Raw genomic sequence first — 25,334 nt, 5'->3', positions numbered from 1 at the left:
CTATGTTTCAAGATAATAATAACTATTATCAGAGAATCTCCAATACTTCTAATAAAACGTTAGATGATGACGATAATTGGATTAAGAAAATATGGGAATGGGCAGACAAATTTGAATTGCTTGACTCTGAAGTTCCTCGTAATAAAGAGGATTTACTGGCAATAAAAAAACTAGAAATATTAGAGTCTGAGGGAGTGGGTCTAGACGAACAGGAAAATAGAGACCTCTATAAAGTGGGTTACATACCTGACGAAATCACTTATCTGACGAATCTTGTAGAAATTAGTGTTAGTGGTATTAATTCGAGTCGTTTACCGCAAAATATAGGACAACTTACTAATCTAACCAAGCTTTCTATCTATCATTCTAACCTTATAGAATTACCCGATAGTATTGGGCAACTCAGCAACCTGACTGAGCTTCTTATTGATGATAGTAAGCTCAAACAGCTACCTGATAATATTGGACAACTTACTAATCTTAGTAAGCTTTTTATTAGTCGCTGTAAGCTTAGATACTTGCCGAACAGCTTTGATCAGCTCTCTAATCTTACGGAACTTGATCTGATTGACTGTGAGTTGGCAGAATTACCTGAAAGCCTTGGTCAGCTTACTAATCTTACTAAGCTGTTTATTAATAATTGTGATCTTAAACACCTACCTAATCATGTCGGTCAACTAGGTAACCTAACTCAGCTGGACCTGATTCACTGTGCGTTTAAACATCTTCCTGATAGCATCGGGCAACTCGCTAACCTAACTAAGTTGTATGTTAATCATTGTGAGCTTACAAACCTTCCTAATAGTATTGGGCAACTACATAATTTAACTGAGCTTTTTATTAGTCACTGTCATCTAGAAGAATTACCTGACAGCATTGGCCAGCTCACTAGCCTAACCAAGCTTGATCTTATTAATTGTAACCTTAAATGCCTACCTGATAGCATTGGGCAACTTACCAACCTTACTGAGCTTAATCTTATTCGCTGTCATCTCGAATCTTTTCCAGATAGTATTCATCAGCTTACTAGCCTAACCAAGCTTAATTTTACGGATTGTGGACTTAGAGAGCTACCTGAGAGTTTTTTACAGCTCACTACTCTAGAATGGGTTAATTTTAACGGAAACTCACTCGACAATCTTTCTACGCCTATACTAGATCATTTACTTGCCATAAATACAGTATATGGTTCGGAGAGACAGTAATATCGCTGATTATAAGGAACTACCTATTTGATGACTGACAATAACCACTCGTTTAAGTAAGCTGGTTTGCTTGTTATAGCCTCATATTAGACTGTTTTGAACATATCTTTTTGGATATACCCTAATGAGAGTAAGCGTTATGCAATCATTATTTGAATCACACTTTAGACCTAAAAACAATCAAAAAAAGACTGCAAATGCAGTCTTTTTTATAAGATATATCATTAATAACTGGTCTAAATTTTAATAATAGTAAATTAGCTTAAATCGGAATCAGGACTAACAACAAAAGTTACTATCATAATGACGTGATATTTATCAATCTTGCCATCAGTAATACCCACTTTTTGTTCTTTTATCCAAGCTCCTTCGATATTATTAATAGTCTTGGCAACTTGAGCGATCCCCTTTTGAATCGCATCTTCAAAACTGGCCTTAGAGGTACTACTCACTTCAATATTTTTTGCAATAGTCATAATTAATATCTCATCCTTGTTATTTTAAAACATATTATTTTGATTAAATCTTACTCTAGCAATCCCGCTTGAATAAGAGAGTGATACATTATCCTAGCAACTTTTGAATACAACGGTAATGCGCCTCTGTTGTTTTATGTAGGATTTGGTATAACAGGTATCATGCAATGCCTGTCGGCTTTATCTTAGAGACACGGCCTAGATATTTCCTTATTTGCAGAAGAAATGAAAAAGCATTACAAATAAATTTAAGGCTCTTTATTTTGCATTAGATCTCATGAATAGATGCTTGTTCTCATATTATCTTCGTTAAAGAAGTTATTATACTCAACACATATCGAGCAACCACACTTATCACATATATTACCAGACTCATTATTCTTACCATAATAAATTATATCTTTTGCATCATCATCGGTAAGAAGTGTTTTGTGTTCGCACTTGGGACATTCTATTGGATATTTTTTGAAACTCATTGGCCTTACTCTTTGTTATAAAATCCAATAATATTACTAAGGTAAGTTATAGGATCTTAAACTGCATTAAATTGATTTTTGTTATGATGATAGCCAACAACACTAAAATCACGATACACGCTGCTACTGCTTTTAGTAAAAACTTATCAACTTTAATATATGACCCCTCAAGTTACCTTGTAAATATAAAAAAATTTTGATTTCTAACGCAAGCATATAACACTGGATCAGTAATTGTTATTAGCTAAATTATTAATTAGCTTTCTAATTGGTCTATCATATCTTGGTATTTGTTTTTCTTATCAGCAATTTTCTTACGTTCAGCCTCTGCGTTAGCTAATAACTCTTTGGAGGCTTCTACTTGCTTATCAAAAGCTTCAAGCTCAGTATCTATTCCCTCTAAGAGTCGACTGAGTATCATAGCAGCAGCTTTTTCAGAGACTTCATGCGTCATATCAGATGCTTCAGACTTGAACTCATCCTTAAGCTTAGAAGCCCATTGATAGATATTACCTATAGCCGAGCTGTATTTATCTTCTTTGTCAGACTTGTCTGTTATATGTTCTTCAGATATAGCTTCATCGTTCTTTACAACCTCTACAGAGGTCACAGTATTATTCTTAGGATGATCCAATGACCCAGCATCTATGTCGTTGTTATTTAAAGATTTATTATCCATGATTTGTATCCCTTATTATAATATAATGTATTAGTTGTCGAATATTTAATACTAAGTCAGTACGATTAAGCTTTTTTTGGATATTTTTAAGAAACTTATATGTCAAATGAACAAAGTTTTGATATCTATTTAACGTTATCGCCCCAAGTGATAATAGGCTTATCTAAACGGTAGGTTGCTGCCGCATTTTTGGCACCGACCATACTAGCAATGAAGGTTAGGAGAGCACTGATCAACCAAAACAGACCCGTATACAAAGCTGTCTTACGTGCGACGTTTTCAGCTTGTTGCATTTTTTGCTCAGCAGTTTGTTTTGCTTCTGCAATGTACTGCTCAGTTTTCACTTTATACTCATTAAATGACTGTTGAACTTCTGTACGTACTTCCATTGCTTGTGCTTCCGTTAACCCTTCTTGTTCCAAGCGAGTAATAAGCTCAGGTCCTTTCAGCATCGTTTCAATAGCTTCCATACGTTGTTTTGCATAGACGTCAATGTTGCGCCATGTGTTCAAATCAGTAAAATCCATGTCACTAACTTGGCTCTTAGTTTGCGCAAACATATCTTTGATCACATTACTGGCTGCAGCGATTTGTTGTTCATTTAAGTTCTGAGTGTTTTTTGCCACCATTGCTTGTATATCTGCTTCGCTAATATCTCCTGATACACGCTGATAAACTTCCTGTGCTTTTTGCTGCACACCTTCACTTTGTGATGCTACACCAGCAGCAGTTGCGCCAATGGTAGCTGTCGTAGCAGCTGTTTTAGCAACCGCACTAACCGTAGATCCTACAGCGTTGCCTGCTGTCGCTAAAATACTAGTAGCACTACTCATGGCAAAGAATGTAGTGAGTAATACGATTAAGGCAGCAGTAAGCATACCCGTTAAGCTGGCATCTTTTGGATCAATATCTGTGCCATCACCAAACAAAGCTTCGGGTGCTGAAAACTTGATTGCGAAGTAACCGGCTACAAACGCACTCACTATCGAAGTGACCGCAGCATAAATACCAGCGGCAATACTGGTGCCTTTTAAATCAAAAGGCAAAAATGAACTTAGCATTAACGCAAGGGCGATCATTGCCATTACTACTATGAGGCCCATAACTAGACCGGCGAATACACCACGCCAAGAGGTACGGCGCTGTAGTGAGTAGGTAGGTGACATATTTATTCCTTATCAGATTGTTTTTCCATTTCGTCTTAATTCATATATTATTATTTTATAAAATACACTATGAATTAAATCGCTAAATACACACTGATAGTAAGGGATTAAACACTATATTGATATTGCTATTGCTATTGCTATTGCTATTGCTATTGCTATTGCTATTGCTATTGCTATTGAGTATATAAATGAGAGGATCGTGTAAAGGAACAATTAATTGTTGGCGAAATCGTATGAAAGCTTTCGTGCGTTTTAAACATACCATTGAGGATATTTATTTTGCTAGAGTCGAGCCTGACCTTAATGTGTTCCCCCTCATTGGTGAGCATTTTTGTCAGCGTTATCAAGATCAGCATTAAGCCATTTATGATCTGACTCACGGCTACGGTATTTAGTATGATAAGAGGAAAAGTACGTCCTCGAGTCCTGCTGAATTGCAAACCATCACTGATCTTGACGATGCGTTACTGCGCAACCCTACCAGTATTCATAGTTTTGATGAACTGCGCTATCGAAAATTCTGGCAAGGTTACTTTACCAACTTCAATATTAAAGAGCGTAAGAACCCACGCCTACACAAACAGTATTTGCCGCAGCGCTATTGGAAATACTTAAGTGAAAAACAAGTACTTCCCAATGCCGAACGTCTTAGAAAACGCCGTTGATTGCTTCATTCAAAGCCACGTTTTACTTTTAAAACTACCAGGATGTGTTATCACTTTAAAATGATAATAAAAATGAGATAAATCGTAGTCAAATGAAGAGACGTCAGCCACTTCATTTGATTTATATATTATTACTTGAATTGAGATTACGCCCTAAAGTGCCACTACATTAGTAAAATTAAAATAAGCCGACTGTTCCCACAAGGGGTGTTATGGTAAATGAAAGAATTCGCTGAAGATATTAGTAGATATAATATACAGCTAAACATTCAACTCCTAACCAGAAAATATCTTAAAAAACACCTCTATCCTACTTCTTTATATAAATTATTAATACTTTGCAATGCATAAAAAAAGGATGACGAAGCATCCTTTTTTAATTTTAAATCAAGGCTAATAAAAACCCTATCCTAATGATGTTCACCCGGTAGTATTCTGGCAAAGGCACGCTGAGCAAGGTTTGGTTTTCTATCCGTAGTCAATCCAGCACGGGTGCTTGGGAAAATACGATAACCCATCGATTGAATACCAACGTTGACAGCGGGTGCTAATGAATAAGTAGCTGACGCAAATTTACCCATGTTACTGGCAATACTGTTTGGTTTATGAACAATCGCTTTAGCGACCATCATCGCCGCTTCATCGGGCATAAGCGCAGGCATGTAACGATAAAGCTTAGTAGGCTCAATCATCGGTGTGCGCACCAATGGCATAAAGATATTGGTGATTGTGACATTATCCCCCTTTACTTCAGCAGCCAAGCAGCGGCTGAAGGCATCCAATGCCGATTTTGAGGCAACATAAGCGGCAAAACGTGGACTGTTTGCCAGCACACCAATGGATGAGATATTAACAATTTGACCAGTCTGACGTTCAATCATCGTCGGCAAAAACCCAAGAATGATTTTGACGGCGCCAAAATAATTGATATCCATGGTACGCTCAAAATCATGGAAACGATCAATAGACTCATGAACCGAGCGGCGAATTGAGCGGCCAGCGTTATTAACCAATACATCAACATGTCCGAAATCTGCCAAAATTTGCGTGCTAACTTTTTCAATGTCATCCATATTGGTCAAATCACAAGGGTAATAACTGGCATTGCCACCAAGCTCCTCGATACTTTCTTTAACGGCTTTTAGTTTGTCTTCGGTACGTGCTAATAAGATAACATGCGCACCGCATTCACTAAGTAAATACGCTGTACGCTCACCAATACCGCTTGATGCCCCTGTGATAATGATATGCTTATCTTTGACCGCTTTGTTGATTGCTTTTTTTGAGGGATTGGCCATAAAAAATCCTTTTTGTTGGTTCTATGCCTATGAATGTTCGATTACAGCATAGCAAAAAAGCATGGCTTAAAGTGAACAAAACAGCCGTCTCAGCCAGATAATTTGACGATTATAAGGATTAATAAACGTATAATCGCAGTATTGCTCAGACTTACGCTTTTCACCAAGCATGGATAAGGAGTATCTATTTTGATTGCAACTCTAGCTCATTACATTGATTTAATTGCTAAGATAGTCGAAGTCATTGGCGTACTTATCATGTTTTTTGGACTGTTTTTTGCTTTTTATCGAGGGATTCGCCTAACCAGTGGATTTAATCACGAGACCTATATCGAAATCAGACAAACCGTCGGTAAATCTATTTTGTTAGGATTAGAGGTACTCATCGCCGCCGATATTATGGCGACTGTCGTCACAGAACCGACGTTAAGCAGCGTCCTAGTATTAGGTTTTATCGTACTCATTCGAACTTTTTTAAGCTTGTCACTACAAGTAGAGTTAGAAGGTAAATTTCCTTGGCAAAAAGAAAATACAGCACTCAAAAAAGAACCAAATACCGCTAAAGTGGAAGAGCTTTAAAGCCTGCTTGATCATTGAACAGGCACTTAGCGTGAGCCGTTTGCTTACTTACTATTCGTGCGCCTGCAAAAAATCTTCGACCACGCGAAACTGTCCAGCGGTGCTTTCTTCACCATACATTGCTTGGCGAAAAGCATTAGAATTAGGAATGCCGGTGGTATACCACGCAATGTGCTTGCGAGCAATCCGGCAGCCTGAATACTCACCATAAAACGCATATAGCTCTTGCAAATGCGCCAGTACAATCTCTTTTATCTCGCTCACATTAGGCGCCGCAAGCACCTCTCCTGAGCGCAAAAAATGCTCTATATCGCGAAATATCCAAGGCTGTCCTTGAGCCGCACGTCCTATCATCACCGCATCACAGCCTGTCAACTCATAGATACGCTGCGCCTTTTGCGCACTGTCGATATCACCATTGGCAATGACTGGAATACTAATACTTTCTTTGACCTCACGAATCAGCTCGTAACGCGCCTCGCCCGTATACATATCCTCACGCGTACGCCCGTGAATGGCAATCGCGGCAATACCCGCCTGCTCTGCTCGCTTTGCAACGCGCAAAATATTCTCACGGCCATTCTCATAGCCCAATCTGGTTTTTAAAGTGACAGGCGCATTGACGCTATTTACCGCAGCATCTAATAAACGCGCGACCAAATCCTCATCCTGCAGCAATGCCGATCCTGCCAGTCTCCGGCACACTTTTTTGGCAGGACAGCCCATATTGATATCAATAATCTGTGCACCATTATCAATCTGATAGCGGGCGGCTTCTGCCAGTTTGTCAGGTTCCGCGCCTGCTATCTGTGCAGAAATAGGTGCTATCTCGTTATCAAAATTGGCACGATACAAGGACTTTTTACGCGCATAAAGCGCCGTATCAGCGATGATCATCTCACTGACCGCATGACCGGCGCCAAAGGATTTACAGAGTCGGCGGAATGGATTGTCAGTCACGCCAGCCATCGGTGCAACCATCAGACGGTTCTCAATCGTCAAGCCACCAATGACCAAGGGCTGCAGTAAAGGATGGTCAGACATGAGCGAAGACGAAGGTAAAACTGGAGAATCAGTGGACATAAAAAACGGCTTGATTTGTAGTGAAAACAAGCGGTTATTCTAAGGGTTCTTGACTTTAATGCAAGTCATTCACGTGAATAACTTGCCCTAATAAGTATTAAATTTTAATAGCCAAACCAACTATCTATCAAACACACTGCCCTGCTCTAAGGTAATGTCATCATCATGCTCTTGCATACGCCAAGGTAAGCTATTAGGTGACTCATCTAAAAAGTACAGATATTTTTCGAACTGATCGATGATGTCGTTAATTACTGATTCAGACTGATAGCCGTACAAATCATAAGTCTGACCGCCACGGCGCAGATAAACTTGTGCGCGGTAAGAGTGTTCTTGTGATGTGTTAGTGGTTTTACCTTTTTTATAGTAGTCAGGCGCATCTCGATGCGTCAAGCGTACCTCATACCAGAACTCCACGTCATCGCCACGTTGCAGCTCCAATACCGCTCGATTATTTGTGTCATCGTAGTTCACCTCAGGTAGCCAGCCAGTCTCTTTAAACTTTTCAGCCACTTCAGTCATCGATGACATGACAGTACCCTTAATATAATCTAAAACATCCTCGCGACTTGCTTGCTCAGTGATGTAATCAATCCTATCACGCCAAGCATCAAGCTTAAGCAGATGGGGCGGCAAATGATTCTCGTTCGCCAAACTCTCATCACGATGCCCCTCGATGCGTAACGCTTTCCACATACCGTACATAGCGATCAGAATAATAATAGTAAACGGCAAGGCGCTGACGATAGCCGCCGTTTGTAGTGCCTGTAGACCCCCTGCCAGCAAAAGCACAGAGGCAACAACGCCTAGTATCACCACCCAAAACGTGCGCTGCCACGCTGGCGTATCACTACGACCTCCTGCTGCTAACGAGTCAATAACTAAGGACCCTGAATCAGACGAGGTGATAAAAAAAGTGATAATAAGCACGACTGCCAGCGCTGACACTACTTGCGTAAAAGGTAGATTCTCAAGTAGCTTAAACAAAGCAATCGCTTGATTATTCTGTACTTCAGTAATTAATGACTCATAGCCTTGTACCATAATCATATTTAGCGCCGTATCACCAAATACGGCAAACCAAAAGAAGGTAAAAATTGTCGGTACCAGCATCACACCCGCGATGAACTCACGGATGGTGCGACCACGGCTGATTTTAGCAATAAATATGCCGACAAACGGTGACCACGAAATCGTCCATGCGAAGATAAACAGCGTCCAGCTGGTGATCCAATCACCCTGCTGATAAGCCTGTAAGCTAAAGGTACGCTCAACGATATTGCCCAAATAACTGCCCGTATTTTCCATAAAGGCATTTAGAATAAATACGGAAGGACCAACGATAAACACAAACAACATCAGCGATGTTGCCAGTATCATATTCAAGATAGACAGGCGTTTGACCCCTTTATCCATACCGGCCAATACTGATATCAGAGCCAAACCAGTAATTAAAGTAATGGCAATGACCTGTACGGTAGTATTCACTGGGATACTAGGGACTAAATAATTTAAGCCCGTATTAATCTGCGAGACAGAAATACCTAAGCTGGTTGCTAACCCAAATAAAGTGCCCAAGATAGCAAATACATCTACCGCATGACCGATAGGCCCGTATATTTTGTCACCAATAATAGGGTAAAGCGTCGAGCGCATTGATAAAGGCAAACCTTGACGAAAAGCAAAATAAGCCAACGTCAACGCGACAACACCGTTGATCGCCCAAATATGAAAACCCCAGTGAAAATAAGCAATCTGCATCGCTTCTTTGGCAGCAGCAATGGTTTGAGGCTCTGACAGAGGCGGCGTTGCAAAATGTAGCACCGGTTCAGCGACACCATAAAACAGCAATGCAATACCGTACCCTGCCGAAAACAACATCGCAAACCATTCAATGAAATTATACTGCGCCTCACCATGATCAGGACCAAGCTTAATATTGCCATAAGGCGAAAACGCCAGCACCACAATAAATATCAAAAATAGCGCTGTTGCCAGCATATAAAACCAACCGAAAGTCTCAGTGGTAAAGCTCAGCACTTCACCGAATAGATTACTGGCCGCTGTTGGATTAATAGAAGCGCCTATGACCAATAAAATCATAACGATAGCTGTCGGTATGAATACCGGCATCAAAATAGTGGAGCGAAATTTTTTATGCTTCATAGGCTGGTTCTTATGCTATTGTTTTTGTGGGAATTATTTTGTTGGTAGAATTTTTAATACTAAGTTTTGTGAAATCGGACAAAATGCATCTTCTATCAATAACTCATTTATAAGTAGCTCACTTAGCAATCGTTCGCTTAACCATGCTAATGAGTGCAAGTGCTAAGTTGAAAACAACTTTTAGCATAATTTTGCCTTAATTCCCAAAGCAACTTAGTACTCGTAACACTATTTTAACGTTTGTTACATGACTATTACTCAGCAATAAAAAAGGCAACTTGTTAGCTGCCTTCTTATCGATGCTTATATTTATCAATGCTCTTATTAATGCCTAAATTAGAAAACTAAGCATTAATAATCTCTGCTAACTGTTTTGCCATTTCAGCAAGTTCACCCTGATCTGCTTGCGTGACGGCATGACGACCTAGCTCATGAATACTCGATGGAATCAGGTGCACGTGATAATGAAAAACAGTTTGCCCTGCTTGCGAGCCATTTAACTGCATTTGAATAATACCCTCACGCTCAAATACTTGACGTTGCGCTTGCATGACTTTTTTGGCCGTCATCAATACCGCGGCGGCATATTCTGGCTCAAGGTCTGTTAAATCGATCGCCTTTTGCTTAGGAATCACCAATACATGACCTTTTGCTTGCGGCATAATATCCATAAAAGCCAAGGTTTTATCGTCCTCGAAAACCTTATGATAGGGAATATCTCCGTTGAGCATTTTGGCAAAGATATTATTGTCATCGTATTTAGTTTGGTTATCTTGACTCATTTTTATTCCTTAATTCGTTATCAGTACTTGGTTATCGGTATTAAAGGGTAAATATCTAAGCAAATATAGTGGACGAAATATGAGCTTAGTACAAGTGTCTGATAAATTAACAGCGCCGATTCAGCAATCCGTAAATGTAACGATTAATTGATTGACGAAGGATGCGCTTTAAATGTTATATTAATCCTCTATTTTAATCACCCTACGTTTATGGATTTGACTGCCTTGCCAACTCAATCATCAGATAACAACGCCACTTATTCAGAACCCTCTCGTACAACGCTGCCGTCTGGCTCTACAACAGATGCGACAGATCAAGTTAGCATTGATACTGAGGTAGAAAGCACCAACGTTGCAACTCGTGCGCAAACTCTTGATCCAAACACCATTATCTTAGCTGAAGCACTGACCGATAAGGCAATCAGTTGGCGTATCCATAATTGCAAAATCAGTAAAAAAATCATCACGCAGGATATGCCGCTGCCCTTTTTATATCATTACGATAGTTTGGATGACAGTATCAAACAAACCTATCCGCTAACGCCGTCATTGCTTGCGCAGTTTAATACCTCGATGACAGCTGATGAGGCTGCCGCCCTGATAGGTATCGATAAAGCGCTCATCACCAGCCCTTGGCATGTCAAAGTAATTGGCTCATTGGTAGTGTTCAGTGAAGCGCTGCAATTGGCCGTACGCCTACATTGGACCAATACGGGCAAAGACACCCAGCAAATCTATACCAAAAATAAAGCGGATGCGCTTACTGCCGCCTTTAAAGAGTGGCAGTTTTTTGGTCGTATTGACGTCCTTTATAAAAACGCCAAACCTGCGTTAATCAGTATTGATGAGCAAGCTGAAAATAATGAGCAAATACTAACTATTGATGCCAGCTCTGACTATCAGTTCTTGCCAGCGACTCACGCCTTGGTCGTCATCGCCAAACTAGAAGCGGATAAAGGCGAGCTACCTTGGTTCGAGGCATCCATTTTAGAGCGCCTTGCCTAAATATTGACCCTCAAGTCTTAAACGCGATGGGTTGATAGTTTTCAGTTACTCATATCTAATGGTATGGTAACGACTTAGTATTATTCACTAGTACTAACACTGCTTAAAAAGCACACTATCAGTATGACAGCGGATGCTGCACACGTTAATAAATCTCGCTCATTTGTAAGGAATATCACATGGATTATCGCTCAAAAACTTCTACTGGCGGTCGTAATATGGCCGGTGCTCGTGCCCTATGGCGTGCAACTGGCATGACTGACGGCGACTTTGGCAAACCGATTATTGCGATTGCCAACTCCTTTACGCAGTTTGTACCGGGTCATGTGCATCTAAAAGATTTGGGACAATTGGTCGCACGTGAGATTGAAAAAGCAGGCGGCGTCGCAAAAGAGTTTAATACCATTGCCGTCGATGACGGTATTGCCATGGGACACAGCGGTATGCTGTACTCACTGCCAAGTCGTGACTTGATTGCCGACTCAGTTGAGTATATGGTCAATGCTCACTGTGCCGATGCGTTAGTGTGTATCTCTAACTGCGATAAAATCACCCCTGGTATGCTAATGGCCGCAATGCGCCTTAATATTCCCGTGGTGTTTATCTCAGGTGGCCCAATGGAAGCGGGTAAAATTATCGCCAGTACCGTAGCTCATAGCCATAATAATGATGGTGTTAGCGACGTCCATAGCACTGATAGTAAAGGCAATGCCATTCGCAAGCTTGACCTCGTTGATGCAATGATGGATGCTGCTGATGACAACATCAGCGATGAAGACGTGCTAGCCATTGAAAGCTCAGCTTGCCCGACTTGTGGTTCGTGCTCAGGTATGTTCACTGCTAACTCTATGAACTGCTTGACCGAAGCATTAGGATTGGCATTACCAGGTAATGGTTCTCTATTAGCAACGCACTCGCTACGTCGCGAGCTGTTCTTAGAAGCTGGGCGCACGATTGTGTCGTTGGCCAAGCGCCGCTATGAGCAAGACGATGATTCTGTATTGCCACGTTCTATCGCCACAAAAGCAGCTTTTGAAAATGCGATGACTCTAGATATCGCCATGGGTGGCTCAACCAACACTATTTTACATTTGCTGGCTGCCGCTAATGAAGCTGAAGTCGACTTTAAAATGCATGATATCGATCGTCTAAGTCGCGGTGTGCCTTGCCTTGCTAAGGTTGCCCCTGCTTCACAAAAATATCATATGGAAGATGTGCATCGTGCTGGCGGTGTCTTTGCGCTGTTGGCCGAGCTTGACCGTGCTGGTTTGCTCCACACCGATTTGCCGACTATTCATAGTGCCACGCTGAAAGAAGCGATTGATAAATGGGATATTATGAATCCTGACAATCTTGAAGCACGTGCACGCTATATCGCAGCCCCTGGTGGCGTCCGTACCACTGAAGCGTTCTCACAATCAAAAGAATGGTCAAACCTTGATGTCAACCGTGAGTCAGGTTGTATCCGTAGTGCTCAGCATGCATATTCAACCGATGGCGGCTTAGCGGTCCTGTATGGCAATATTGCTGAGCGTGGCTGTGTGGTCAAAACCGCCGGTGTCGATGACAGCATCTTGGTTTTCACTGGACGCGCGCGTATATTTGAGTCACAAGATGACGCCGTCGCTGCGGTGCTTGATGATCAAATTGTAGCAGGTGATGTGGTTATCATTCGCTATGAGGGTCCTAAAGGCGGACCGGGCATGCAAGAAATGCTCTATCCGACTACTTACCTAAAGTCAAAAGGCTTGGGTAAAGAGTGTGCGCTATTAACTGACGGCCGTTTCTCTGGTGGTACATCAGGCTTGTCTATTGGTCATGCCAGCCCTGAAGCTGCTGAAGGCGGTGCGATTGGTTTAGTGCAAGAAGGCGACACCATTCATATTGATATCCCAAACCGTACGATTAATATGCAAGTTAGCGATGCTGATTTGGCCGCACGCCGTGAAGAAATGGAAAGTCGTGGTAGCAAAGCATGGAAACCTGTAAACCGGGAGCGTCATGTGACTCCTGCCCTACGCGCCTATGCGGCGATGACCACCAGTGCTGATACGGGCGCTGTACGTGATGTTAGTCAGGTTGAGCGTTAAACCAAGCACTTTGCTGATAATTTTATAAAAGTATATTTTTAAAGTAAGACTAAGCCTGCGCTATGCAGGCTTTTTTTTCACCAAAAAACAACGTAGCCGCTATTCTGATAACGTTTTTTTGCGGTATTGAAAAGCGTTTACCTTCATTATTAAGGGCTATTAAACACCCTCTAATATCAAATTTTAAACCCAATAAAATAGCGTGCATCAAGCTTATGATTGAAAACTACAATTTATTCTTATTGGTCTGCGGCATTGCCTTTTTATTTGGGGCGCTGTTTCCTATTATTTTTAAACGCACACCCATCTCATTACCTATGTTACAGGTGAGCTTCGGTTTACTGATGGGCTATTGGTGGACCAGCCTGTCTTTTTTAAACCCAATTGATAATGGTCTAATTATCGAAAAACTGACCGAGATTGTCGTATTGGTTTCATTGGTGGGTGCAGGTATCAAGATTGACACTGAGCTGTCATGGCGATTATGGCGTCCGACCGTCCGATTACTGCTTATTACCATGCCGATTGGTATTTTTGCGATGGCCGTCCTAGGCTATTATGCTTTTGGTTTGACGCTAGGTGCTGCTATATTACTTGGCGCTGTACTTGCCCCGACTGACCCTGTACTGGCCTCTAGCATTCAAGTTGGGCCGCCTAATACCGGTGGCGAAGACGCACCGCGCTTTACGTTAACATCAGAAGCGGGGCTAAATGATGGGTTAGCGTTTCCTTTTGTTTATCTCGCGATTAAGATAGCGGAAGCCTATAACGGAGGTCAGCAGTTCACGGGTGAGATGCTTTGGTCTTGGTTCACGCATGATGTGCTCTGGAAAATTGGTGCAGGTTTGGTGGTTGGGATTGTCGTTGGTAAAGTTTTAGCAAAACTGGTCTTTTCAAAATACAGTCACAACACCACTATTTCCCAAGGGTATGTGGTCATTGCCATCACATTGCTTGCCTATGGACTCGCAGAATATGTCCATAGTTATGGGTTTATTGCGGTGTTTGTAGCAGCCTTTGCCTTTCGGCGCTCAGAGCATAAACACAGCTATCATCACAAACTGCACGATTTCGCTGAGCAATCAGAAGGTTTACTGATGTCACTGGTATTGGTCATCTTTGGCATGTTTTTAGGTCAAGGCTTGCAAGCTGGGGTTGAGCTGACATGGCGCGTCTATATTGTCAGCTTCACCTTTTTATTACTGATTCGTCCTATTGGCGGCTTTATAGCTTTATCAGGATTGAATCTCCCACGTACCGAAAAATATGCTATTTCTGCCCTCGGTATTCGCGGTATTGGGACCTTATATTATTTATCTTATGCGCTCAATCAAGGATTTTTTAATAATGAGGATGCCCTTAAACTTTGGATAGTGTGTTCAATTGTGATTTTAACTTCTATATTTATCCATGGTTTAAGTGCCACTAGACTGCTTAAAATGACGCCGAATAAAACGCACGAATAGCATTTTTCATCCATAAAACAGATATTCATAAAGCATTAATGCTCATTAAATCTCAGCATCTATCAGACCTAATAGCGCTTCCGTCAACGCAAACTGACGAATATCATTGAGCATCGTTACATCAAAGTTATGGATAAAGGCCAATGACAGTTGGCGTTCAGGATCACACCAAGCGACCGAGCCGTTGTACCCCATATGACCGAAGCCTTGTGCTCTATCATGATCAGCTTCGCTGTGACAAATACTAAACCTGCGATGATAGCCCAAACGCCAGTTCATTTTCGCCGGCATCACCGCATCCATGCCGGTAACTTGTAGGGTTGATAGCTGCTTAAAAGTTGCCTCATCAATCAGTGTCTTACCTTGCCATACGCCGCCATTGGCTAGCATGGCATAAATAGTCGCCAGTGCTTGCGCTGAAGCCACCCCATTAGCAGCAGGAATGATGGCTTGTAGAGTCCGTTTATCATAATAATCAATAGGTTGCTTATTGGCCAGTACAAGGGCTGATTTATAATTTTTTAAATTGAGCTGGCTATTATTAAAGTATAAGCGATTAATTTTTGCCGTATCTAGACTTGGTAGCCCATCTACCTTTGTAGCTTCATTTGCGCTTGTTTGATTGGCTGTCGCGATTTTTTGCCAACAACTATAGCTCGGTAGATTTGTATAAGTGTATAAGGTATTGGCAGAGTCTGCTCTTAATACTGGCTTATTGCGGCGAGGTCGCGATTGTTCTGGGCTGCCTTGTTGACCGTCTTGTTGATGGGTTTCTAAGTTGTCTTCTTGCTCTGCTTTTTCAAAATATTTAACCAAATGGGCAACGTCTTTTACCTTATTTTCCGGCACCCCGAAATAACAGCTATCTGCAATCCCTAAAGGCTCTGTCAAATAGTGACGCAGTGCCTCAGCTAACGACATATCGGTAACGGCTTCTATCACGCCACCCAAGACCCAACCATAAACCAATGCACTATAAGCGCTATCATATAAATCGCTCTCTTCTGGCGCTGTTATCGGCATGGCGGCGACTTTCTCTAGCATCATATTCCAATCGAGCACGGTTTCATTATCGACATCGATACTCTGAATCGAAAACAAATTGGCCTGATGCGACATCACGCTACGTAAAGTAATCTGCTCTTTTCCCTGGGCGGCAAAAGCTGGCCAGTACTCAGCAATTGGTCGGTTATAATTGAGTAATTGCTGTGAGACCAACACATGCACCAAAGTCGCCAAAACACCTTTACCCGTCGAAAAATTAAGCGATAAAGTATCAGGCCTCCATGGCAAATCCGCTCGTGCCATTCCCGTACTGGCTTTTGCAATGCATTGCCCCGCCTGATAAACCACCAATGCGCCACCAGCTGGCGCATCATCAAGCTGTAAATCTGTTAGCAATTGTTGTAATCGCTGCTGAAGGTCAGAATCAATAGATGCAATTGTTTCAATCGATTCATTGTCATTTTTATAGTTATTTTTCTCATTATTTTTTATCATTGCTTACTCGCTTCATTGGTTAATCTAAGTTATAAGAGACGGTCATTACACTTAAAAAAATACCGGCTGATGAAATTGACTCAACAAAAAGGCAACCTAGTGGTCGCCTTTTTGTTGAGCCATACTGATGAGTATTATCTAATAATACTTCATCATACCCATCGCTTAACTTACAGAGTTTAGCGCGGGACTAATAAGCGATTATGGACCTCTTCTGCAAGCTTAGTTAAACCATGACTACGCCCACGTTCCATAGCGGTATCTATTTTACGCCCACGTAGCCAGCCAGCACGCAGTGCCATTACAGCACCAGCACGATTACCAGAGCCACAATGCATGGCAATTTTTTTGCCATGATGCTGACGTAGAATGTTATCAAATGCCAATATCTTTAGCTGTTTTAAATCATTCACACCGCTGATAGGTAGCTGCTCGTAAGCCATGCCAGAACCCTCGACCGCCGCTCGCTCATCAAAACTTAGCTCATCATCAGGCTGCAAGTTAAGCACCAACTCAACGCCAGCGGCCGCCAAAGCAGCTACTTTTGCTTCATCCAGTGCACCGCATACAATGGTGTTTTCCTCAGGACGAAAATAAGGCTCAAAAATATCTTCTAGATTGATACCATTATCCACAGCGCTAGCATCATTCTGATCATTGGCAGCGCTTTGATTTATCACGGCTACGCTATTAGGCTCAGCTGCGCTTGTTGCATTTTCATGTAAAGTCATAATTATTGAGATGTTCGTAAAATATGAATGTTAAGAAGCTGGTCTGTTTTACTGGTTTTCACCCTGTAGTTTAATCACACCTGCAAGATGCGGCTTGTGGTTTTTAGCGCTATATAAGCCAAACTTACAGGTATCACCTGCATTTTTGAGCTGTGCGACTGGTTCCGCGATAAGCTCTACTTCAGCTGGCAAAAAGATAGGTAACTTAAATGATACCTCTACCGTACAAGCATCTGGCAACTCATCCATTAAAGCAAGACACTTAGCCTTCGACCACATGCCATGAGCAATGGCTTTAGGGAAACCGAACGCGCGTGCTGAGAGCGGATGCAAATGTATAAGATTAAAGTCACCTGAAACAAACGCATAACGGCGACCGATATCTTCTGGCACTTCGAAGATACTGTGCACACCGTCTTCATCGACTGGTGGCTTAACGGTTACTGGACGCGGCGTGCTTTTTTTATCTTTGCTGCTTGATTTTTTGCCGCGTGATAAATAAGTAGACGTCCCTTCCCAAATAACTTCATCGTTTGATTTAACAGTCGTGACAAAATCAAACTGCTGACCTTGGGCATGGTCACGTAAATTATCAAATTTCACTGCCATGGCAACCGTTTCACGCTCACCAATAGGACGATACTGAGTCACGCTATTATCCACGTGTACCAATCCTAACATGGCAAATGGAAACGGCTCTTTCACCATCATATTCATCTGCAGCGTTTGTGATAAGACCGAAAAATACGTCACAGGCACTTTGCCATTATCAGTGAAGCCACAAATCTTACGGTAGTCATCGAGATTGCTTTGATCAATGTGTAAGTCGTCTACATAATACGTCGCTTGTGGCAATTGATCGCGACTGACTTTACCATTATTACCAATAGGCAATAAACTTTTAACAATATTAGCGTAAGTGGTATGCGCTTTTGGCAGCGCATCATAATGTTTGTCTGACATAATAAATCCTAAGTGTGGCTTGAGCAAATTTTCTGGCTAGATGTAAAATGCGATGCATTCGTTTATTGGTAAGGGCTTTAATTAATATAAGCGTTTATTAAAAAGTAATTTTGCCCAATAAATAGGCATTCCTTTTACCCAATACAGCTATTTATGATTAAAGTAATAACCGTTCGCCAAAGTGACAAAACCTATGAGAAACAAGGCAAGTTATTATTACTGTGTTTTTATCATAAAAAAGCCACCCTAGGGCAGCTTTATTACAATATATCAGCAATTTTTTCGTAAGCATATGTGAGCTAAAACCAAAATCTCACTGGATATCATATACTTACTACAGGCTTAATTGAGATCGATCCTCTATTTTATTAAGCAAAACTGTGCCTGCCTCATGTGTCTGTTAAGCACCCAATAAGCTTTGACCACAAACGCGTACGATATTACCATTTAGACCACCAGAAGCTGGTGAGGCAAACCATGCAATGGTTTCGGCCACATCTACTGGTAAACCGCCTTGGCTCATTGAGTTCATGCGGCGACCGGCTTCACGAATGGCAAATGGAATCGCTTCTGTCATTTGCGTTTCGATAAATCCCGGCGCGACGGCATTAATGGTCATACCTTTCGCATTGTCTTCTAGTTGCTTAGCAGTGGCATTGACCAAACCAATGACACCTGCTTTAGAAGTCGCATAGTTACTTTGACCTAAGTTACCAGCGATACCTGAGATTGATGAGACACAAACAATTCGCGCATTTTCTTTTAGCACATCGTTATCAAGCAAGTAGCGGTTAAGCTTGGCAATACTGCCCAAGTTGATATTAATAACCATATCCCATTTTTGCTCATCCATGTTGGCAAGCGTCTTATCACGCGTGATACCAGCATTATGAATCACTGAATCTAAACCACCACGTTTTTGCGCGGCTTCTGCGATTTCTTTGCCCGCATCTTCACTGGTAATGTCGACGGTTAAGACTGAACCACTGATTTCGCTCGCAACTTTTTGTAAGTCAGCTTGCTGCTGTGGCACATCAAGACAGATAACATGAGCGCCCTCGCGTGCTAAGACACGGGCAATTGCTTCGCCAATACCGCGACTTGCGCCTGTGACTAGCATGGTTTTGCCGCCCAAAGGCTGTGCCCAATCAACCTCAACATTATCGCCGTTGCTAACACGTACCACTTGTCCTGAAACGTAAGCTGAACGTGCTGAGGTGAAAAAGCGTAATGTTGAATCTAGGTTTTTCTCAGCGCCTTCTTCAACATATATAAGCTGGGCGGTAATACCGCGCTTAAACTCTTTACCGACAGACTTCACAAAACCTTCAAGCGCACGCTGAGCCATTGCTGCTTCGATATCAGTAATATCTTCTGGCGGACGACCGATGACAATAACGCGACCTGATTTCTCTACGCGGCGCGCAACGGCATGAAAAAATTCATACACTTGTTTCAGTTCATCAGCGTTACTGATATTACTGGCATCAAATAATAGAACTTTAAATTTATCATCGCCACCTGTATTGGCCTTAGCTTTAACGCCAGCATCAGACAGTGCATCTTTCACATTATCACTGCTATTTACAAACACTTCAGCGTGCAGTTCTGACAAAATACGGGCTACTGACTCACTGATCGCTGTATTGTCACCATTAGCACGACCAACCAATAAGCTTCCACGTACTAACGGCTGGCCACTATCAAAACGATCAAGATCTACTGGCATAGGCAAGCCTAAGTTTTTTGCCACTTTTTTACCAATAGAAGACTGAACAAAATCACCATAACGGTCTGACATAATATAATCCTATAGTTAATGAGTAGAATAAGAATTTATAAATAAATTAAGAGTTAACGGTTAAATAATAGTAGACAAAAATGCAATGCGCCTATTATAAAGACTCACCAGCCCCAGCATTGATAAAAATTATTAGTATTTAGTAAGTGGGCTTACAACTGCCTCAACTATACACTTCCATACAAAACAAGTCCAAAAGCCACCAATGTCTATAACAATCTGTAGACAAGCCAGTATACAAGATGGCAACTTCTTCTCACGTTCAAAATGCCCAACTTATGCTAAAATCTAACTTATAAGTTATGGCAAATGCGTTTATAGATAACAATATATTATCAAATAGCGCTTTATGCAATGCAAATAATCAGTACCAGCCAGTCTAATCTGTTGATGTTGTCTAGTGTTGATTATCATTGAAGCTTGCGATAGCTTAAAATTAGCGTCACATCATTTGCTAAAGATATACAGTAAGGTCTTAAAAAACGCCTTATGATGAGCCACCTTGTTGTGTAATATGTGCCCGAATAAATGCTGCAATCTAATAACAGTAATAAAATCTGAATACAATTTGCCTGAAACGTTTTAAGCATTTTTTAAGGGTATTTTTTCTTTTAATCAATGTTTTCTTCTTTTTTTTCTACCCATACTTTTTAAGGATAATATGATGAGTAATAAAAATAATCACCCTGATAGCCCTGTTATTGAAAGCACCGTTGTAAAAGCGAGTGATACAAAAAACACTGAAACTGTTGCGAAAGAGTCAGTTTCTAAAGAAACCAAACAGCCAAACATGTTCGATACAGTAGCAAATTCAAAAGCCACTGAGTCGAAAAAAGCGGACACTAAAGCAGCGAGCCCTAAAAAAGACAGCGCTGCTAAAGATAGTAAAGGCACGGTTGCTAAAGATGACAATTCAGCAAAAGATGCTGATAAAAAAGCCGATACGACCAGCGCTAAGAAAACCAATACGACTGCTAAAAAACCCAGCCCAACCAAGCTTAGCTCAGGTCAGCATCGCGTGGCTATCCTAGGTGGCAATCGTATTCCTTTTGCTCGCTCAAACGGTACATACGCAGATGTCAGCAACACAGACATGCTAACCGCAGCGTTAGATGGTTTGGTTGAACGCTTTAACTTACAAGACGAAAAAATTGGTGAAGTGGTTGCTGGTGCGGTCATGAAGCTGAGCCGCGATATCAACTTAACTCGTGAAGCGACGTTAAGCACCGCATTGAACCCACACACGCCAACTTATGATATCTCACAAGCTTGTGGTACTGGCTTGCAAGCAACTTTTGCTTCTGCCAATAAAATCGCGCTTGGTATTATCGATTCGGCCATTACTGGCGGTGTTGATACAACTTCTGACGCGCCTATCGCGGTCGGTGATGGCTTACGTAAAGTACTGATTAAATTGGGTGCGGCTAAAGACAACAAACAACGTCTAAAAGCGTTAATGGGTCTAAATCCAAAAGACTTGCTTGATACCCCTCAAAATGGTGAGCCACGTACCGGTTTATCAATGGGCGACCATCAAGCGATTACCACACTTGAGTGGAACATCAGCCGTGAAGCACAAGATGAGCTTGCATTCCAAAGCCATCAAAACCTAGCACGCGCTTATGATGAAGGTTTCTTTGATGACCTAATCACCCCATATAAAGGCCTGACTCGCGACAACAACTTGCGCCCAGATACTACGCTTGAGAAATTGGCTAAATTGAAGCCTGTGTTTGGCAAAAAGAACGCCAATCCAACTATGACAGCGGCTAACTCTACGCCACTAACTGATGGTGCTTCTTGTGTACTATTAGGTACTGATGAGTGGGCAGCAGCACATGGTCTTAAGCCATTAGCTTATATTGTCCATCAAGAAACGGCTGCTGTGGACTTTATCGGTAAATCTGGCGATAAAGAAGGCTTACTCATGGCGCCAGCTTATGCGGTACCGCGTATGCTTGAGCGTGCTGGTCTGACGTTGCAAGATTTTGACTTTTATGAGATTCATGAAGCCTTTGCCTCACAAGTACTATCTACACTGGCTGCTTGGGAAGATGAGAAGTTCTGTGCAGAGCGTCTAGGTCTTGATGCGCCACTAGGTTCTATCGATCGTAGCAAGCTAAACGTTAATGGTTCGTCACTTGCCGCAGGTCATCCGTTTGCGGCAACGGGTGGGCGTATCTTAGCTACTGCTGCTAAATTACTGGATCAAAAAGGCTCAGGTCGTGCGCTTATCTCTATCTGCGCCGCCGGTGGTCAAGGTGTGACTTGCATCCTAGAGAAATAATTTTCTCTAGGATGTTATTGTTGGCCAATAAATAATACCAAGCTTTTAAAACACCCTTTAATCTATTGATTAGAGGGTGTTTTTTTGTCTAGATGAGAGTCTTATAAAGCGAATGCAACAAGCAAACACTGCTCACTCATAGCTGCATCATTAGATATGTTAAAGTAGCTGTATATATAAAGAGTTGTCATAATAAAAGGCAGCCATAAAAATATTTATTAGGAGCTTACTATGAGCAAGGATCCCTTATCTATTGATCAACAAACCTTAAGCACATCAAAGCGGCGCAAGCTGTCAGCACTGGAACAAGGCAGTTTCATTACAAGGATGGATAAAGAAGTGTTCGGCGACGAGCTGCGCCGAAAAATGCATCAAGACTTGATTGATAGCTATGATGAAGAGCTTGAAAATGAGATAGATGATTACGTGCGCGACTTTCGTTTTGATGGGCGCGAGATGAGTGAGCAAGAAAAGCTTGATCGCCGTACCTATTTTCAAGAACTGCTGCGGCTGCAACGAGAACTTATCAAACTACAAGATTGGGTTGTTGAATACGGTGAACGTATTGTAGTGATATTTGAAGGGCGTGATTCTGCTGGTAAAGGTGGCGCTATCAAGCGTATTACTCAGCGTTTAAACCCACGTGTTTGCCGCGTTGCAGCCCTACCGGCTCCAACAGAACGTGAACAATCACAGTGGTATTTCCAGCGCTATGTGGCGCATCTGCCTGCCGCTGGCGAAATTGTTTTGTTTGATAGGAGCTGGTATAACCGTGTGGGTGTCGAGCGTGTCATGGGTTTTTGTACTGATGCGCAGTACGAAGAGTTTTTCCAATCGGTACCTGAATTTGAGCGCATGCTGGTACGCTCAGGTATTCGTTTAGTCAAGTACTGGTTTTCGATTACCGATGATGAGCAGCATTCACGTTTTATGAGTCGGATTCACGACCCTCTTAAACAGTGGAAACTGTCGGCGATGGATTTGCAATCACGCCGCCGCTGGGAAGATTATACCAAGGCAAAAGAGACCATGTTTGAGCGCACACACATTCCTGAAGCGCCGTGGTGGGTCGTCGAAGGTAATAATAAAAAACGCGCACGACTCAATTGTATTGCCCATTTACTTGAGCAGATCCCTTATCAAGAAGTAGCGCGTGATGAGGTTGAACTACCTGAACGGAAACGCGATGATGAATACTACCGCGAGCCAATTCCTGATGATATGTATGTGCCACCGCGTTATTAAACACATTCATTCACGTCTTATTTAAGAAATTTTACTGACAAAAAAGCAGCCTTATATATTACGAGGCTGCTTTTTTTATATTATTTCGCTAGTATTTATAATAATCCTAGTGAATACGATTGCTGCTATGCGTAACCACTACATGGTATAAGTCGACTGTAAGCTATCAATCTTACCTGCCAATAAACGCTCGACCTCATTTTTTATTCTTAACCCAGCGATATCTGTACCTATCTGCACAGCAAAACCCACTGGTCGCCCACTTTGGCTTTTAGAATTAATCCAAACCACTTTACCGTTCATAGGCAAGCGCTCGCTAGAATTAGGCAAAGTTACGGCGATAAACACCTCGTCGCCTAATTTTTGTATCCTATCAGACGGTACAAACAACGCGCCATTGGTCACAAAGGATAAATAGCTTGCGTATAACGTTTCCATATCTTCAATATGACAGGTTAAAATCCCGCCACGTCCTGGCATTGCCATCGTCCGCTTCCTTCATTAATGAGGTTTACTTTATTTTAATCTAAGTTATAAATAAGCCAGTTCTTGCATCAGCTTATCATAAGCGAATTTTTCTTGCACATTTTGTTGTAGGGCAATTTTTGTTTGTTGCAGATTATTTATAAACATCTCAAAGTTACTTTCAGCAGGTTGATAATTGTTTAATGATGCGGATAAATCAACGTCTTTTTGCAGTGCATCGAGACCCAAACACACACGGCGCATATCAACCAGCATCAGCTCAGACAGTTGAATAAACTCGCTAATACTCAACTGGGTTTGCCAATAGTCGCTTGCCGCCACGCTACTGCGTTTACCGCTCCGTAACGCTTGCCACGTTGTGATCCATAGCGCGCGCTTGCTATACCAAGGCGCTTGCGCAAGGGCAACCGCTGCTAGAGGTGCACCATTTGCCAATTGTATGAGCTGCTCAATGGCAGCCGTACTGACCGCCTCACGGTTAACCGTGCTGCCTAAAGCCTTAGTGACATAATCAACTGAAACAGCAGGGTCAATCGTTTGTAATGCCAGCTGCTGAACACGGCTCTTAATGGTTGGCAATAACTGCGCGGGGGTGTCACTGATTAGAAATAAATGTACTTGCGCTTGTGGCTCTTCTAAGGTTTTAAGCAGCGCATTGGCGGCAGCAACGGTCATTTGCTCTGCATAATCTAGTACACAAATCCGCATGCCCTGCCCGCCTTGATAAATAAAAGGCTGTAAAGCACGAATATCATCGACCTTTATTTTTAACGCAGCATTACTAGCGGCTTTGGCAGTTTTTTTGTCTTTCGCCGTAATATTCGCCGCCTCTTTATTATTAGCGTTATCGGCATTGATGGGCATACCAACAATTGGCAATACTTGTAAGCTTGGATGCGTCCCTGATCTAAGCCATTGACAGCTCTCACAAACACCGCAAGCGCCGAGATGGTTGCTATCGCGCTCACGGCATAACAACCATGCCACCAATCGCCAGACAAAAGCACGCTTACCCATTCCTTGCATGCCAGCCGCTAAAAGTGCATGCGGTAAAGATTGCTGCGGCATTAATACCCGCTTTGTCAGCTGTGACCATACCTCACTTTGCCACGGTAGCAGCGGTGCAAAATAAATACTATCGTTTAAAGGCACTGTGCTTGTCATTTCAGTTATCTTACCCAT

Annotated in this window: 20 protein-coding genes and 1 pseudogene; 8 read left to right on the top strand and 13 right to left on the bottom strand. The window is 42.0% G+C overall.

What is annotated here, in order from left to right; genetic code table 11:
* Positions 1-2 precede the first annotated feature (2 nt).
* Complete coding sequence (locus FQ084_RS07090) at positions 3-1,205, top strand: leucine-rich repeat domain-containing protein (RefSeq protein WP_149489931.1); 1,203 nt, start codon at positions 3-5, stop codon at positions 1,203-1,205.
* Between the two features lie 257 nt (positions 1,206-1,462).
* Here FQ084_RS07090 and FQ084_RS07085 read toward each other — a convergent pair whose 3' ends face one another.
* The 3 genes from FQ084_RS07085 to FQ084_RS07075 form a co-directional block, all read right to left on the bottom strand.
* The gene (locus FQ084_RS07085) at positions 1,463-1,681 is read right to left on the bottom strand and encodes a dodecin family protein (RefSeq protein ID WP_149489930.1); all 219 of its coding nucleotides are present in this window, start codon (positions 1,679-1,681) and stop codon (positions 1,463-1,465) included.
* Positions 1,682-2,413: 732 nt separating this feature from the next.
* Positions 2,414-2,836, bottom strand: coding sequence for a hypothetical protein (locus FQ084_RS07080; protein WP_149489929.1), 423 nt, complete (start codon positions 2,834-2,836; stop codon positions 2,414-2,416).
* A gap of 125 nt (positions 2,837-2,961) precedes the next feature.
* A complete protein-coding gene (locus tag FQ084_RS07075) occupies positions 2,962-4,002 on the bottom strand; it encodes a hypothetical protein (RefSeq protein WP_149489928.1) in 1,041 nt (346 codons plus the stop codon).
* Positions 4,003-4,193: 191 nt separating this feature from the next.
* Here FQ084_RS07075 and FQ084_RS07070 point away from each other — a divergent pair.
* Positions 4,194-4,670 (top strand): annotated as a pseudogene (locus FQ084_RS07070) (TIGR03915 family putative DNA repair protein).
* Positions 4,671-5,080: 410 nt separating this feature from the next.
* Here the strand turns inward: FQ084_RS07070 and FQ084_RS07065 are convergent.
* Positions 5,081-5,968, bottom strand: a complete 888-nt coding sequence (locus FQ084_RS07065) for an SDR family NAD(P)-dependent oxidoreductase (RefSeq protein ID WP_149489927.1) — start codon at positions 5,966-5,968, stop codon at positions 5,081-5,083.
* 189 nt (positions 5,969-6,157) lie between these two features.
* Between FQ084_RS07065 and FQ084_RS07060 the strand changes: the two genes are divergently transcribed.
* Positions 6,158-6,547: a DUF1622 domain-containing protein gene (locus FQ084_RS07060; protein ID WP_149489926.1), complete on the top strand. Its 390-nt coding sequence runs from the start codon at positions 6,158-6,160 to the stop codon at positions 6,545-6,547.
* Positions 6,548-6,598: 51 nt separating this feature from the next.
* Here the strand turns inward: FQ084_RS07060 and dusB are convergent, their stop codons facing one another.
* From dusB to FQ084_RS07045, 3 genes are all read right to left on the bottom strand, one after another.
* Positions 6,599-7,630, bottom strand: coding sequence for a tRNA dihydrouridine synthase DusB (gene dusB / locus FQ084_RS07055; protein WP_149489925.1), 1,032 nt, complete (start codon positions 7,628-7,630; stop codon positions 6,599-6,601).
* 120 nt (positions 7,631-7,750) lie between these two features.
* The gene (locus FQ084_RS07050) at positions 7,751-9,796 is read right to left on the bottom strand and encodes a BCCT family transporter (RefSeq protein WP_149489924.1); all 2,046 of its coding nucleotides are present in this window, start codon (positions 9,794-9,796) and stop codon (positions 7,751-7,753) included.
* Positions 9,797-10,140: 344 nt separating this feature from the next.
* Positions 10,141-10,578: an HIT family protein gene (locus FQ084_RS07045; RefSeq protein WP_149489923.1), complete on the bottom strand. Its 438-nt coding sequence runs from the start codon at positions 10,576-10,578 to the stop codon at positions 10,141-10,143.
* A gap of 225 nt (positions 10,579-10,803) precedes the next feature.
* Between FQ084_RS07045 and FQ084_RS07040 the strand changes: the two genes are divergently transcribed.
* The 3 genes from FQ084_RS07040 (at position 10,804) to FQ084_RS07030 (ending at position 15,139) form a co-directional block, all read left to right on the top strand.
* Positions 10,804-11,583, top strand: coding sequence for a hypothetical protein (locus FQ084_RS07040; RefSeq protein WP_262880688.1), 780 nt, complete (start codon positions 10,804-10,806; stop codon positions 11,581-11,583).
* 179 nt (positions 11,584-11,762) lie between these two features.
* Positions 11,763-13,673, top strand: a complete 1,911-nt coding sequence (gene ilvD / locus FQ084_RS07035; RefSeq protein WP_149489921.1) for a dihydroxy-acid dehydratase — start codon at positions 11,763-11,765, stop codon at positions 13,671-13,673.
* A gap of 215 nt (positions 13,674-13,888) precedes the next feature.
* A complete protein-coding gene (locus tag FQ084_RS07030) occupies positions 13,889-15,139 on the top strand; it encodes a cation:proton antiporter (protein WP_149489920.1) in 1,251 nt (416 codons plus the stop codon).
* A 45-nt stretch (positions 15,140-15,184) separates the two neighbouring features.
* On the opposite strand, the gene FQ084_RS07025 is transcribed toward FQ084_RS07030, so the two are convergent.
* From FQ084_RS07025 to FQ084_RS07010, 4 genes are all read right to left on the bottom strand, one after another.
* Positions 15,185-16,639 carry a serine hydrolase domain-containing protein gene (locus FQ084_RS07025; RefSeq protein ID WP_149489919.1) on the bottom strand — a complete coding sequence of 485 codons (1,455 nt, stop codon included), beginning with the start codon at positions 16,637-16,639 and terminating at the stop codon, positions 15,185-15,187.
* A gap of 179 nt (positions 16,640-16,818) precedes the next feature.
* Positions 16,819-17,370, bottom strand: a complete 552-nt coding sequence (locus FQ084_RS07020; protein ID WP_149489918.1) for a beta-lactamase hydrolase domain-containing protein — start codon at positions 17,368-17,370, stop codon at positions 16,819-16,821.
* Positions 17,371-17,418: 48 nt separating this feature from the next.
* Positions 17,419-18,333 (bottom strand): MaoC family dehydratase, encoded by a 915-nt coding sequence (locus FQ084_RS07015; protein ID WP_149489917.1) that lies wholly within the window; start codon positions 18,331-18,333, stop codon positions 17,419-17,421.
* Positions 18,334-18,733: 400 nt separating this feature from the next.
* Positions 18,734-20,134 (bottom strand): 3-oxoacyl-ACP reductase, encoded by a 1,401-nt coding sequence (locus FQ084_RS07010; protein ID WP_149489916.1) that lies wholly within the window; start codon positions 20,132-20,134, stop codon positions 18,734-18,736.
* Positions 20,135-20,798: 664 nt separating this feature from the next.
* On the opposite strand from FQ084_RS07010, the gene FQ084_RS07005 reads away from it, so the two are divergent.
* Positions 20,799-22,421 (top strand): acetyl-CoA C-acetyltransferase, encoded by a 1,623-nt coding sequence (locus tag FQ084_RS07005; protein ID WP_149489915.1) that lies wholly within the window; start codon positions 20,799-20,801, stop codon positions 22,419-22,421.
* Positions 22,422-22,652: 231 nt separating this feature from the next.
* On the top strand, positions 22,653-23,666 hold the full coding sequence (gene ppk2, locus FQ084_RS07000; protein WP_223144862.1) for a polyphosphate kinase 2: 1,014 nt from the start codon (positions 22,653-22,655) through the stop codon (positions 23,664-23,666).
* A 138-nt stretch (positions 23,667-23,804) separates the two neighbouring features.
* Here the strand turns inward: ppk2 and FQ084_RS06995 are convergent, their stop codons facing one another.
* Together FQ084_RS06995 and FQ084_RS06990 are read right to left on the bottom strand one after the other, a co-directional pair.
* On the bottom strand, positions 23,805-24,152 hold the full coding sequence (locus FQ084_RS06995) for a PilZ domain-containing protein (RefSeq protein WP_149489914.1): 348 nt from the start codon (positions 24,150-24,152) through the stop codon (positions 23,805-23,807).
* Between the two features lie 45 nt (positions 24,153-24,197).
* On the bottom strand, positions 24,198-25,316 hold the full coding sequence (locus FQ084_RS06990) for a DNA polymerase III subunit delta' (RefSeq protein WP_410477330.1): 1,119 nt from the start codon (positions 25,314-25,316) through the stop codon (positions 24,198-24,200).
* Positions 25,317-25,334 lie beyond the last annotated feature (18 nt).

The sequence above is a fragment of the Psychrobacter sp. ANT_WB68 genome, from assembly GCF_008369115.1.
GTDB lineage: Bacteria > Pseudomonadota > Gammaproteobacteria > Pseudomonadales > Moraxellaceae > Psychrobacter.
Note: the sequence above shows the minus strand (reverse complement) of the source record. Positions and strands in the feature narration are given on the sequence as shown.